The sequence below is a fragment of the Stenotrophomonas sp. S41 genome (assembly GCF_016624625.1).
GTDB lineage: Bacteria > Pseudomonadota > Gammaproteobacteria > Xanthomonadales > Xanthomonadaceae > Stenotrophomonas.
Genome location: NZ_JACVTV010000041.1, coordinates 1 through 11876 on the forward strand (window position 1 = coordinate 1; position 11876 = coordinate 11876).

Annotated in this window: 14 protein-coding genes; 6 read left to right on the top strand and 8 right to left on the bottom strand. The window is 65.6% G+C overall.

Annotated features, from left to right (window positions below):
* Positions 1 to 99: 99 nt before the first annotated feature.
* The 6 genes from IAE56_RS10620 to asnS all read right to left on the bottom strand — a co-directional run bounded on the left by IAE56_RS10620 (position 100) and on the right by asnS (position 4073).
* Entirely contained in the window at positions 100 to 621 is a 522-nt protein-coding gene (locus tag IAE56_RS10620; RefSeq protein WP_108758446.1) for a 3-hydroxyanthranilate 3,4-dioxygenase, read from the bottom strand.
* A 19-nt stretch (positions 622 to 640) separates the two neighbouring features.
* The gene (can, locus tag IAE56_RS10625; protein WP_200752526.1) at positions 641 to 1303 is read right to left on the bottom strand and encodes a carbonate dehydratase; all 663 of its coding nucleotides are present in this window, start codon (positions 1301 to 1303) and stop codon (positions 641 to 643) included.
* 71 nt (positions 1304 to 1374) lie between these two features.
* Complete coding sequence (locus tag IAE56_RS10630) at positions 1375 to 2013, bottom strand: FMN-binding negative transcriptional regulator (RefSeq protein WP_108769258.1); 639 nt, start codon at positions 2011 to 2013, stop codon at positions 1375 to 1377.
* 10 nt (positions 2014 to 2023) lie between these two features.
* Positions 2024 to 2338, bottom strand: coding sequence for a hypothetical protein (locus IAE56_RS10635; RefSeq protein WP_108769257.1), 315 nt, complete (start codon positions 2336 to 2338; stop codon positions 2024 to 2026).
* 7 nt (positions 2339 to 2345) lie between these two features.
* Positions 2346 to 2645, bottom strand: a complete 300-nt coding sequence (locus IAE56_RS10640; RefSeq protein WP_108769256.1) for a hypothetical protein — start codon at positions 2643 to 2645, stop codon at positions 2346 to 2348.
* A gap of 33 nt (positions 2646 to 2678) precedes the next feature.
* The gene (asnS, locus tag IAE56_RS10645; RefSeq protein WP_200752527.1) at positions 2679 to 4073 is read right to left on the bottom strand and encodes an asparagine--tRNA ligase; all 1395 of its coding nucleotides are present in this window, start codon (positions 4071 to 4073) and stop codon (positions 2679 to 2681) included.
* Between the two features lie 129 nt (positions 4074 to 4202).
* Here asnS and IAE56_RS10650 point away from each other — a divergent pair, with 129 nt between their 5' ends.
* From IAE56_RS10650 to rplI, 4 genes are all read left to right on the top strand, one after another.
* On the top strand, positions 4203 to 4541 hold the full coding sequence (locus tag IAE56_RS10650; protein WP_108769254.1) for an iron-sulfur cluster assembly accessory protein: 339 nt from the start codon (positions 4203 to 4205) through the stop codon (positions 4539 to 4541).
* Positions 4542 to 4738: 197 nt separating this feature from the next.
* On the top strand, positions 4739 to 5176 hold the full coding sequence (gene rpsF, locus IAE56_RS10655) for a 30S ribosomal protein S6 (protein WP_049445625.1): 438 nt from the start codon (positions 4739 to 4741) through the stop codon (positions 5174 to 5176).
* An 11-nt stretch (positions 5177 to 5187) separates the two neighbouring features.
* Entirely contained in the window at positions 5188 to 5418 is a 231-nt protein-coding gene (gene rpsR, locus IAE56_RS10660; protein WP_002804494.1) for a 30S ribosomal protein S18, read from the top strand.
* A 105-nt stretch (positions 5419 to 5523) separates the two neighbouring features.
* On the top strand, positions 5524 to 5976 hold the full coding sequence (gene rplI, locus IAE56_RS10665; RefSeq protein ID WP_164075111.1) for a 50S ribosomal protein L9: 453 nt from the start codon (positions 5524 to 5526) through the stop codon (positions 5974 to 5976).
* A 108-nt stretch (positions 5977 to 6084) separates the two neighbouring features.
* Here the strand turns inward: rplI and IAE56_RS10670 are convergent, their stop codons facing one another.
* A complete protein-coding gene (locus tag IAE56_RS10670) occupies positions 6085 to 6804 on the bottom strand; it encodes a DUF1963 domain-containing protein (RefSeq protein ID WP_200752528.1) in 720 nt (239 codons plus the stop codon).
* 178 nt (positions 6805 to 6982) lie between these two features.
* On the opposite strand from IAE56_RS10670, the gene smc reads away from it, so the two are divergent.
* Together smc and zipA are read left to right on the top strand one after the other, a co-directional pair.
* Positions 6983 to 10486: a chromosome segregation protein SMC gene (gene smc / locus IAE56_RS10675; RefSeq protein WP_200752529.1), complete on the top strand. Its 3504-nt coding sequence runs from the start codon at positions 6983 to 6985 to the stop codon at positions 10484 to 10486.
* 46 nt (positions 10487 to 10532) lie between these two features.
* A complete protein-coding gene (gene zipA / locus IAE56_RS10680; RefSeq protein WP_108769252.1) occupies positions 10533 to 11270 on the top strand; it encodes a cell division protein ZipA in 738 nt (245 codons plus the stop codon).
* 152 nt (positions 11271 to 11422) lie between these two features.
* Here zipA and IAE56_RS10685 read toward each other — a convergent pair whose 3' ends face one another.
* Positions 11423 to 11869 carry a transposase gene (locus IAE56_RS10685; protein WP_200752530.1) on the bottom strand — a complete coding sequence of 149 codons (447 nt, stop codon included), beginning with the start codon at positions 11867 to 11869 and terminating at the stop codon, positions 11423 to 11425.
* Positions 11870 to 11876: the final 7 nt, after the last annotated feature.

Here is an 11876-nt window from a genome sequence, read left to right on the forward strand (position 1 = left end):
CCCCCGCGCGCCCCCCCCCCCCGGGGGCCGGGGCCCCCCCCCCGGCGGATGCATCAGGCGTCGCGATGCCGGTAGCGTCGGGCCATGCCCGGCGACGGTTCAGCCCGCCGCAGGCGCCGGCAACGGGTCCACGTGCCCGCACTCGCTGCAGGTGCGCAGTTCCAGGCTGGCCTGGTAACGCGCGAACACCTTGGGCAGGTCGGTCTCGATGTTCTGCAGCGGGAAATACTCTTCGTGCAGCTTGTGGTTGCAGCGTTCGCAATGCCAGATCACGCCATCCTTCTCGTGGGGCAGGCGCTTGCGCTCGACCACCAGGCCGATGCCGCCCGGCGGGCGCCGCGGCGAATGCGGCACCTTGGCCGGCAGCAGGAAGATCTCGCCGGCGCGGATCGGGATGTCACGCACCGCGCCGTCTTCCTGCACCTTCAGCACCATCTCGCCTTCGAGCTGGTAGAACCACTCCGGGCCTTCGTCGTAGTGGTAGTCGGTGCGCGAGTTCGGCCCGCCCACCACCATCACGATGAAGTCGCCGTTGTCGATCATCTTGTTGCCCACCGGCGGCTTCAGCAGGTGGCGGTGTTCTTCGATCCAGGCGTGCAGGTTGATCGGCGAGGCGAGCATGGTCGGTTTCCCCGGAAGGTCAGTCGCGCTTGCCTTGGCGCGGCACGTAGGACAGGGCCTTTTCGTAGGCCGGCTGCAGTTCCTCCGGCGAACCCACGTCGATGCCCATCTCGCGCACGCGGCCGTCCTTCAGGCTGTACACCCAGCCATGCACCATCAGCTTCTGGCCGCGGGCCCAGGCGTCCTGCACGATGGTCGAGCGGCACAGATTGGCGACCTGCTCGATCACGTTCAGTTCGCACAGGCGGGCGTGCTTGAGCTCGTCGGTCTCGATCGAATCGATGATCGCGGTGTGCTTCTGCATGACGTCGCCCACGTGGCGCAGCCAGTTGTCGGCAAGGCCGACGCGGGTGTTGTGCAGGCAGGCGTGCACGCCGCCGCAGCCGTAGTGGCCGACGATCAGGATGTGCTTCACCTTCAGCTGGTCCACCGCGTACTGCACCACGCTCAGGCAGTTCAGATCGGTGTGGGCGACCACGTTCGCCACGTTGCGGTGCACGAACACTTCACCCGGCGCCATGCCGATGATCTGGTTGGCCGGCACGCGCGAATCGGAACAGCCGATCCACAGGTATTCCGGGTGCTGCTGCTTGGCCAGCTGGTGGAAGAACTCGGGGTCTTCCTTCTCGATGCGGTCGGCCCAGTCGCGGTTGTTCTGCAGCAGCTTGTGGATGTCTTTCATGTTCGGGTCCCTGGCGTCGGGTGGGCGAGGAGCGTGGCCATCCGGCCGCGCCGTCGCGGGAAACAATGCGCTCAGTCGCTGGCGGCGGTCTGCGCGCGATGCCAGCGCATCCACTGCGCCAGCTCGGTGAAATGCGGGGTGTCGAGCTTTTCCAGTTCGGCGATCACCGCCTGCTGGTTGGCCTCGGGGTGGTTCTGGCTCAGTTTCAGCTTCAGCTGCACCTGTTCGACCTGGAAGCGGAAGCCGATGATGCCGCGCAGCTGGCGACGGTGGTCGTCACGCTGCGGTTCGAACTGCCAGTCCTGGCCGACGCTGGCTTCGAAGCGGTCGCCGATGTCGGAGACCAGCTGGGCCAGCTCGTCGGTGTCGTCGAAGCGCTGCAGCTGGCCGCGCAGTTCGGCGGCGGCGTAGTTCCAGGTCGGCACGCGCGAGGCGGCTTCCTTGTCCGGGTACCAGCTGGCCGAGACATAGCCGTGCGGGCCGTCGACCAGCACCTTGGCTGCGCCGTCGTGGCGCGACTGCGGGTTGGCGCGGGCCCAGTGGCCGCGCAGTTCAACCTGGTTGCCCTCGCGGCGGTACAGCACCGGCACCCGGGTCAGTTCAGGCAGGCCGTCGGCGCCGGTGGTCAGCACGGTGACGAACGGATCACGCGCCAGCAGGCGATCGAGCCAGAGCAGGTCGGTCTCGGCGAAATCGCGCGGGGTGAACATGGTTTGCGCCTCAGGCGCGCGCGCCCAGCGACTGGATCATGCGCCCGCGCAGGCCTTCATCACTGCCGGCCTGCGGCGGCTGCACTTCGTGCAGGCTGAAGCCACGCACCAGCGCATCTTCCTCGTCCAGGCCGTCGTACTCGACGAATTCGGCGTCGAACAGCTGCGAACGGGCGGTGTCTTCGCTGTCATAGCTCAGCGTGTTGCCGTCGCTGTCGAGCACTTCGGCAGTACCGGCCGGGCGCACGCGCAGGCGGGCCCAGATCAGGGTGTTGCCGAGGCTGGCCAGCCACCAGCTGTCACGTGCGTCGTTGTTGTCGTTCATGTGTGTGTTACCAGAGCGAGACCAGCCAGAGCAGGGCGGCCATGCCCAGTCCGGCCAGCAGGGTCAGCAGCGATACCCAGGCCGGCGTCGCCAGCCCGGACAGCGAACGGTCCGGCTGCTGGCGGTAATCGCGGCGCAGCAGCCAGGCCAGGGCATCGGGCTTGAGGAAGGCGCCATTGCCGAAGCGCGCGGCGAGCGCCGGATGGCGGTCGCGCACGTGTACCAGGGTCAATGGCCAGAAGATCACGAAGGCACTGAACCCGGCCACTGCGACGCCGACGAAACAGAGGGCGAAGAACAGGGTCATGGGGGCAGTACCTCCGTGGTCGTTGGATGGGGCTTAGAAGTCCGCGCTGCCCGGGGCGCGCGGGTAGGGGATCGCATCGCGGATGTTGGACAGGCCGCAGACGTAGACCACCAGGCGCTCGAAGCCGAGGCCGAAGCCGGCGTGCGGCACCGAACCGTAGCGGCGGAAATCGCGGTACCAGCTGTAGTGTTCGCGATCCAGGCCGAACTGGGCCATGCGCGCGTCCAGCACGTCCAGGCGCTCTTCGCGCTGGCTGCCGCCGATGATCTCGCCGATGCCCGGGGCCAGTACGTCCATCGCGGCGACGGTCCTGCCGTCGTCGTTCAGGCGCATGTAGAAGGCCTTGATGTGCTCGGGGTAGTTGGTGACCACCACCGGGCGACCGACGTGTTCTTCGGTCAGCCAGCGCTCGTGCTCGGTCTGCAGGTCCAGGCCCCATTCGACCGGGAACTCGAACTTCTTGCCCGACTTCTGCAGCAGGCTGACCGCATCGGTGTAGTCGATGCGCTCGAACGGTGCGTTGATGAAGTCTTCCAGCTTGGTGATCGCGTTCTTGTCCACGCGCTCGGCGATGAAGGCCAGGTCGTCACCGCGCTCGTTCAGCACGGCACGGAACAGGTACTTCAGGAACTCTTCGGCCAGGCGTGCGTCTTCGGCCAGGTCGGCGAAGGCGATTTCCGGCTCGATCATCCAGAACTCCGCCAGATGGCGGGTGGTGTGGCTGTTTTCGGCGCGGAAGGTCGGGCCGAAGGTGTAGACCTTGCTCAGCGCCAGGCAGTAGGCCTCGACGTTCAGCTGGCCGGACACGGTCAGGAAGGTTTCCTTGCCGAAGAAGTCGCGGCTGAAATCGATCGCGCCCTTCTCGTCGCGCGGCAGGTTCACCATGTCCAGGGTGGACACGCGGAACATCTGGCCGGCGCCTTCGGCGTCGGAGGTGGTGATGATCGGGGTGCTGATCCAGTTGAAGCCGTTCTCGTGGAAGAAACGGTGCACGGCCTGGGCCAGGCAGTTGCGGATGCGGGTGACCGCGCCGAACAGGTTGGTGCGCGGGCGCAGGTGCGCCACTTCACGCAGGAACTCCGGCGACATCGGCTTGGGCTGGATCGGGTAGGTGAGCGGGTCTTCGACCCAGCCGACCACTTCCAGCGCGCTGGCCTGGATCTCGAACGACTGGCCCTTGCCCTGCGACTTCACCAGGGTGCCGGTGGCGATGACCGAGCAGCCGCTGGTCAGGCGCTTGATCTCGTCAAAATTGGCCAGGGTGTCGTTGGCCACGACCTGGATCGGCGCGAAGCAGGAACCGTCGCTCACATTGACGAAGGCCAGATTCGCTGAACCGCGCACCGTGCGCACCCATCCGCGTACCGTGACTTCGCCGCCTTCCGGGATCTTCCCGGCAAGCGCATGTTCAACGCTGACCACCGTCATGACTTGAATCCTCTGCTGATCGACTCGATCTGTGAACACGGGAGTTTACCGGTTGCAGCGTTCTGCTTGCGAGGCATTTTTCGCGACCCTGGCTCCTTATAATGTCCCCGTACCCCTGGAGTGAGCCTCATGGCCGTCAGCCTGACCCCCATCGCCTTCGAGCGCGTGCAGCGCTTTGTTGCCCAGACCCCCGGCGCCCTGGGCCTGCGCTTCGGCGTGACCAAGACCGGCTGCTCCGGCTGGGGCCACGTGACCGACCTGGCCCGTGACGAGCGCGAGGGTGACACCGTGTTCGACCAGGAGGGCGTGAAGATCTACGTCGACGCCAAGAGCCTGGCCCTGGTGGACGGCACCGTGATCGACTTCGGCAAGCACGGCCTGAGCGAGACCTTCACGTTCAGCAACCCGAACGCCACCGCTGAATGCGGCTGCGGCGAGAGCTTCACCACCGACGCCGACAAGGCCTGAGCCTGGTCCTGCGCCCGCCGGGCATGGCCCGGCGCTACCGGGTTCAGGTTCGCCCGCCGCGGCCCGGTTGCCCGGCACCCCCATCTGCGCCATAATTAGCGGCTTCCTGCCTTCCTGGCGGGAACCCTTGCCCCACCGCGGTATCCACGGCGGGGGGCTGTCCGGCCGCAAGGCCACATCCGAAAGGTAGAAAAAACATGAGTCGTCATTACGAAATCGTGTTCATGGTCCACCCGGACCAGAGCGAGCAGGTCCCGGCCATGATCGAGCGCTACAAGTCGCTGGTCGAGAACGGCAACGGCACCATCCACCGTCTGGAAGACTGGGGCCGCCGCCAGCTGGCTTACCCGATCCAGAACCTGGTGAAGGCGCACTACGTGCTGCTGAACATCGAAGCCGACCAGGCCGTTCTGAACGAACTGACCGAAAGCTTCCGCTTCAACGACGCCGTGCTGCGCAACCTGGTCATCAAGCGTGACGAGGCTGACACCGAGCAGTCGCTGATCATGAAGAGCAAGGACGAGAAGGGTGACAAGCCGGAGCGCGGTGAGCGCCGTCGTCGTGACGACGAAGAAGGCGAGTCCACCACCACCGCTGACAACGAAGCCGGCGACGACGCCGCTTCTGCCGCCTAAGGAGCCTTCCCATGTCCAAGTTCTTCCGTCGTCGCAAGTTCTGCAAGTTCACCGCTGAAGGTGTCAAGGAGATCGATTACAAGGATCTCAACACCCTGCGCCAGTACCTGACCGAGAACGGCAAGATCGTGCCGAGCCGCGTCACCGGTACCAAGTCGAAGTACCAGCGTCAGCTGGCGACCGCCGTCAAGCGCGCTCGCTTCCTGGCCCTGATCCCGTACACCGACAACCACGACGTCTGATGCCCGGCGGGGCGGCCCGGTGCCGCCCCCGCTGTGCCAGCTATTCGGACAGCCTTTGTTGCGGGGCTTCGCCTCGCTAACGAATAACTTATCTGGAGCAATACCATGCAGCTGATCCTCCTGCAGAAAGTCACCAACCTCGGCAACCTGGGCGACCTGGTCGACGTGAAGCCGGGCTACGGCCGTAACTTCCTCGTGCCGCAGGGCAAGGCCGTTCCGGCCACCGAGAGCAACAAGGCCGAGTTCGAAGCCAAGCGCGCCGAATACGAAGCCAAGGCCCAGGCCATCCACGCCGACGCTGACGCCCGCAAGGCCAAGCTGGAAGGCGCGAGCGTGACCATCGCCGCCAACGCTTCGACCGAAGGCAAGCTGTACGGCTCGGTCGGCGCCCGCGAAATCGCTGAAGCCTTCACTGCTGCCGGCTTCGAGCTGAACAAGAGCGAAGTCATCCTGGGCGAAGGCGCCTTCCGCAACATCGGTGAGTACGACGTCCTGGTGCACCTGCACGCCGACGTCGAAACCACCGTCAAGGTTGTGGTTGAAGCCGAAAAGGCCTGATCCCAAGCCGAAAGGCCTGGTGTCACCAGAACGGGCGCCCGCAAGGGTGCCCGTTTTGTTTGGGGCGAATGTTGGACATGTAGAGTCGAGCCATGCTCGACTGGCTGGTCAGGTCGTCTGGATGACGAATCGACCGCAGTTCGTCGAAGTTGTTTGAATGTTGCGATCAAGCAACAGGTAGCCCATCCCGCCGAGCAGAATGCCTCGATGTGTCGGGGCTGCCGTATCAAGATCAAAATCGTCGAGCTGAAGAACGAAGGCCTGGTCCTCCGATTCGTCATCCTGCAACCAGTAAGGTCGTCCACCCATTTTCGAACTTGCGTGAAGTGCTTCGCGCTCATCCATCGGCGTGCCGGCGGTAATGCGTAGTGGCCCGATCGGCGCGCAGAGGGAGGTTGTTGGCGCGTCCCCGGGCCAGTGAGCAATCACGCAACCGCCATGGTTCATGGCTTCCTCGAATCTACGTTCGCCCGACGAGGTGTAAGGTGAGAAGACAGAAATGGTCAGCCCGGGCGCAATATCCAGCCAAGGCACGTGGCTTTGAATGAATGTGGCCGGAAAGCCGGCCAGGTGAAGCAGTGCGTGTCCATGGATGCTGGTTGGCCAGGATGTGTGCGCATCCAGCCAAGCGGTCCCCCCAAGTACGGGGCCGGCCGCCGCGTCGTAGTTGGGGGTAAAGGAAAGCGGTCGATACATTCCTCCATCCTGCATGGCTTCTGCTGCGTAGTGCTGCGGCCAGTTCAGTAACCAATAGATATCAATGGCTTGCGTTGTGATCGCTGCCTGGGTGATCCGTCGCGCCGGGGGTAAAGCGACATCCGGACCCATTTCAAGGGCGTTCCGCGCCGGTCATCCCGCCCGTGGAACATTCGCGCCGTTATACTCATTCCATTGTGTCACCCTTGGCTTCATTGAGTTCTTTTGAAATCAATGGCTTGAGGTGCTGGCTGACCTGACATCCACAATGCGGACGCCCTCTGGGCGGCCGTTGGAACCCAATCACGCCATGCGTCTTTCCACGATCAAGCTGTCCGGCTTCAAGTCGTTCGTCGATCCGACCACCCTGCACCTGCCGACCAACATGACCGGCGTGGTGGGGCCCAATGGCTGCGGCAAGTCGAACATCATCGACGCCGTGCGCTGGGTCATGGGCGAGAGTTCGGCCAGCCGCCTGCGCGGCGATTCGCTGACCGACGTGATCTTCTCCGGTTCCAACGCCCGCAAGCCGGTTTCGCAGGCCACCGTCGAGCTGATCTTCGATAATTCGGACCACACGATTTCCGGCGAGTACGCCTCGTTCAACGAAATCTCGGTCAAGCGCACCGTCAGCCGCGACGGCAGCAGCAACTATTATCTCAACGGCACCAAGTGCCGCCGCCGCGATATCACCGATCTGTTCCTGGGCACCGGCCTGGGGCCGCGCAGCTACTCGATCATCGAGCAGGGCATGATCAGCCAGATCATCGAGGCGCGCCCGGAAGACCTGCGCGTGTACCTGGAAGAAGCCGCCGGCATCTCCAAGTACAAGGAACGCCGCAAGGAAACCGAAACCCGCATCCGCCATACCCGCGAGAACCTCGACCGGCTGGGCGACCTGCGCGACGAGATCAGCAAGCAGCTCGAGCACCTCAAGCGCCAGGCCCGGCAGGCCGAGCAGTACCAGGCGCTGCAGGAAGAGCGCCGGGTCAAGGATGCCGAGTGGAAGACCCTGGAATTCCGTGGCCTCGACGGACGCTTGTCCAAGCTGCGCGAAGGCCTGTCGCAGGAAGAAACCAAGCTGCAGCAGCTGATCGCCGACCAGCGTGAAGCCGAGGCGCGCATCGAGACCTCGCGCGTGCGCCGCGAAGAGGCCGCCGACGCGCTCAATACCGCACAGGCTGCCGTCTACCAGGTGGGCAGCACGCTGGCCCGCGTCGAGCAGCAGATCCAGCATCAGCGTGAACTGTCGCAGCGCCTGCACAAGGCGCGCGACGAAACCCGCCAGGCGCTGTCCGAGCTCGGCCAGCACATCAGCGCTGACGAAGCCAAGCTGAGGGTGCTGCGCGAAGCAGTCGACGATGCCACCCCGCAGCTGGAAGCGCTGCAGGAAGAGAACGAGATCAAGCAGGAAAGCCTGCGCGAGGCCGAAGACCGCCTGGCCAGCTGGCAGCAGCGCTGGGAACAGCACACCTCGCAGAGCTCGGAAGCCTCGCGCGCCGGCGATGTCGAGCGCACCCGCGTGGACTACCTGGACAAGCAGATCCTCGATGCCGACCGCCGCCGCGAAGCGCTGGCCGGCGAGCGCGCCGGGCTGGACGTGGATGCGCTGGAGGAGGCTTTCGAACAGTTGTTCCTGCAGCACGAAACGCAGAAGACCGCGCTGGACGAACTCGGTGACGACGTCGAACGCCGCAAGCAGGGCGTGACCGCCGTGCAGGAGCAGCAGCGCACCGGGCAGAACGAACTGGCCGAGCTGCGCAAGCAGGCCAATGGCCTGCGCGGCCGCCTGGCATCGCTGGAAACCCTGCAGCAGGCCGCACTCGGCCAGGAGCAGGGCGCTGCCGTGGCGTGGCTGAAAGCCCATGGGCTGGAATCGGCCGCACGCGTGGGCGAACGCCTGGACGTCGACGCGGGCTGGGAAAACGCCGTGGAAAGCGCGCTCGGTCAGTTGATCGAAGGCGTGCTGGTGGATGATCCGGCACGTCTGGTCGATGCACTGGGCGAGCTGGGCGATGCCCGCATCGCGCTGGTGGCCGACGATGCCGGCGATCTGAAGGTGGCGCCGACCTCGCTGGCCGCACGCGTGCGCGGTCCGGTGGCGATCCGCCGCCTGCTGGCGCACCTGCATGGTGCCCGCGACCTGGCCGAAGCGAAGACGCTGCAGGGCAGCCTGCCGGACGGCGATTCGATCATCACCCAGGGCGGCGAGCGCCTGGGTCAGGGCTGGCTGCGCGTGTCGCGCTCCGGTGCCGCCCAGCAGGGCGCACTGCTGCGCGAACGCGAGATCAACGAACTGCGCGAGCAGATCGAACAGCTGCAGGACCGCGAGGCCGCGCTGGAAGAACAGCTGGCCGGTTTCCGTGAGCAGCTGCTGGCGGCGGAGCAGCAGCGCGAAGACGCGCAGCGCTCGCTGTACCAGGCCCACCGCGCGGTGTCCGAGCTGGCCGGCCAGCTGCAGGGCCAGCAGGGCAAGGTGGAAGCGGCGCGCACGCGCATCGATCGCATCGAAGGCGAGCTGTCGCAGCTGCTGGAAACGCTGGACGTCAACCGCGAACAGGCGCGCGAGGCGCGCTCGCGGCTGGAGAACGCGGTCAGCAGCATGGGCGACCTGGAGTCGACGCGGCAGGGGCTGGAAGGCGAGCGCCGCCAGTTGACCGAGGCGCGAGACCTGGCCCGTGAAGCGGCACGCGCCGTGCGCGAGCGTTCGCACGCATTGGCACTGACCCTGGAATCGCAGCGCGCCCAGGTGGGTTCGCTGAGCCAAGCGCTGGAGCGCATGAGCACCCAGCGCGGCCAGCTGGATTCGCGCCTGGGCGAGCTGCATTCGCAGCTGGACGAGGGCGATTCGCCGGTCGAGTCGCTGCAGGCCGAGCACCAGAACGCATTGGAAGAGCGCGTTCGCGCCGACCGCGTGCTGACCGAAGCGCGCACGCTGCTCGATGGCATCGACGCCGAGCTGCGCAACTACGAACAGACCCGCCACCAGCGCGACGAACAGGCGCTGGCCCAGCGCGAGCGCATTTCCCAGCGCAAGCTCGACCAGCAGGCCCTGGTGCTCAGCGCCGAGACCCTGCAGGGCGCGGTGGAAAAGGCCGGGTTCGTGCTGCAGGACGTGCTCAATGCGCTGCCCGACGATGCGCGCCTGGGCGACTGGGAACAGGCCGTGCACCAGATCGATGGACGCATGCGCCGACTGGAGCCGGTCAACCTGGCGGCCATCCATGAGTACGGCGAGGCCTCGCAGCGATCGGACTACCTGGATGCGCAGCACACCGACCTGACCACCGCGCTGGAAACCCTGGAAGACGCCATCCGCAAGATCGACCGCGAGACCCGCGGCCGCTTCAAGGACACCTTCGACCGCGTCAACGCCGGCGTGCAGGCGCTGTACCCGCGCCTGTTCGGTGGCGGCCATGCCTACCTGGAACTGACCGGCGAAGACCTGCTCGACACCGGCGTGACCATCATGGCGCGGCCGCCGGGCAAGCGCGTGTCCAGCATCTCGTTGCTGTCCGGTGGCGAGAAGGCGATGACCGCGGTGGCGCTGGTGTTCGCGATCTTCCAGCTCAACCCCGCGCCGTTCTGCCTGCTGGACGAGGTGGACGCGCCGCTGGACGAGGCCAACGTCGGCCGCTTGGCCAACATGGTCAAGGAAATGAGCGAGAAGGTGCAGTTCCTGTTCGTCAGCCACAACAAGGCGACGATGGAGGCCGCCCACCAGCTTTCGGGCGTGACCATGCGCGAGCCGGGCGTCAGCCGCCTCGTCAGCGTGGACCTGGAAGAAGCCGCGCGATTGGCGGGCGCGGCATGACGTGCCATTCTAGTTACCTGAATGAACTAGCCGGAGTACCTACCGAATGACCGACACGGCACTGTTGCGCATCGGCATCCTGGCCGCCGGCCTGCTGCTGGTGGCTGCGATCTTCCTGTTTGGCCGCCCGAAGAAGAAGCCGCAGGGGCGCCGCGTGGAAAGCGCCGAACCGGCCAGCGGCGAGCGTCGCGAGCCGGTGCTGGGCGAAGACGGCGTGGCCCTGGCCGAGAGCCGTGGCGAACCGGGCCTGGGCGATGAAGGCCAGCAGGCCGAACTCGGCCTGGCCGATACCGATCCGGGCAGCAGCGATCTGGGCAAGCGCGCGACGCAGGACTTCGACAAGATCGTGTCCTTGTTCGTGGCCGCCCGCGCCGGTGAGCAGCTGCGTGGCGAGGACATCGTGGTGGCGGCCGAAAAGACCGGCCTGGTGTTTGGCCACATGAACGTGTTCCACCGCCTGGTGGAAGGCCATCCCGAGCGCGGCCCGATCTTCTCGATGGCCAGCATCATGAAGCCGGGCAGCTTCGACATGGCCAACATCCGCGCCATGGAAACCCCGGCCATCGCCTTCTTCCTGACCCTGCCGGCGCCGCTGACCGCGCTGGATGCCTGGGAAAAGATGCTGCCGACCGTGCAGCGCATGGCCGAGCTGCTCGATGGTGTGGTGCTGGATGACAGCCGCAACGCCCTCGGCCGCCAGCGCATCGCGCACATCCGCGATGAGCTGCGTGCCTATGACCGCCAGCACCAGGCCCCGCCGCTGACCAAGACCCCGCGCTGGTAAAGGCCTGAAGGGAGAGTCGAGCCAAGCTCGACCGCCTTTTGTAGAGTCGAGCCATGCTCGACTGCCTTTTGTAGAGTCGAGCCATGCTCGACTGCCTTTCTGTAGAGTCGAGCCATGCTCGACTCAGCAGGGTCGGTCATGCCCGACCTGCTCTATGGCATGCGATCAAACCACCGGCACCACGCAAACGGATGATCGCCGAGCAGAGCCGCCAGACCGGCGCGGACAGGATTTGCAGCGATGTAGAGTGCTTGGTTCTTCAAGGACTCATCACACCGCACCGCGTGATCATGGTAGCCGCGCTGCCAGAGTGGCCCGTCGATGCCGATGAGTCGGCTGCAGCGCGATTTCATCATCTGCACCGATGCGGCAAGGGTTCCTGAGCGCAGCTGCATCAACCAGTGCACGTGATCAGGCATGACCGCCCATGCGAGGTTAAGGCATCGGCCCTCCTGCTGAATCCACCGCAATCCCGCAACAATGACGGCTGCGTGGGCTGGATCATCAAAGTGCCGATGGCGCTGGTGAGTGACTGTGGTGATCGCGTAGACGTTCCGCAGTTGCGACCAACGGCCTTTCAGGAGACGTGGACTGGGCATGCCTCAG

Coding starts and splice junctions, on each gene's coding strand:
- IAE56_RS10620 (WP_108758446.1), bottom strand. CDS start 621: ATGCTCGCCTCGCCGATCAACCTGCACGCCTGGATCGAAGAACACCGC.
- can (WP_200752526.1), bottom strand. CDS start 1,303: ATGAAAGACATCCACAAGCTGCTGCAGAACAACCGCGACTGGGCCGAC.
- IAE56_RS10630 (WP_108769258.1), bottom strand. CDS start 2,013: ATGTTCACCCCGCGCGATTTCGCCGAGACCGACCTGCTCTGGCTCGAT.
- IAE56_RS10635 (WP_108769257.1), bottom strand. CDS start 2,338: ATGAACGACAACAACGACGCACGTGACAGCTGGTGGCTGGCCAGCCTC.
- IAE56_RS10640 (WP_108769256.1), bottom strand. CDS start 2,645: ATGACCCTGTTCTTCGCCCTCTGTTTCGTCGGCGTCGCAGTGGCCGGG.
- asnS (WP_200752527.1), bottom strand. CDS start 4,073: ATGACGGTGGTCAGCGTTGAACATGCGCTTGCCGGGAAGATCCCGGAA.
- IAE56_RS10650 (WP_108769254.1), top strand. CDS start 4,203: ATGGCCGTCAGCCTGACCCCCATCGCCTTCGAGCGCGTGCAGCGCTTT.
- rpsF (WP_049445625.1), top strand. CDS start 4,739: ATGAGTCGTCATTACGAAATCGTGTTCATGGTCCACCCGGACCAGAGC.
- rpsR (WP_002804494.1), top strand. CDS start 5,188: ATGTCCAAGTTCTTCCGTCGTCGCAAGTTCTGCAAGTTCACCGCTGAA.
- rplI (WP_164075111.1), top strand. CDS start 5,524: ATGCAGCTGATCCTCCTGCAGAAAGTCACCAACCTCGGCAACCTGGGC.
- IAE56_RS10670 (WP_200752528.1), bottom strand. CDS start 6,804: ATGGGTCCGGATGTCGCTTTACCCCCGGCGCGACGGATCACCCAGGCA.
- smc (WP_200752529.1), top strand. CDS start 6,983: ATGCGTCTTTCCACGATCAAGCTGTCCGGCTTCAAGTCGTTCGTCGAT.
- zipA (WP_108769252.1), top strand. CDS start 10,533: ATGACCGACACGGCACTGTTGCGCATCGGCATCCTGGCCGCCGGCCTG.
- IAE56_RS10685 (WP_200752530.1), bottom strand. CDS start 11,869: ATGCCCAGTCCACGTCTCCTGAAAGGCCGTTGGTCGCAACTGCGGAAC.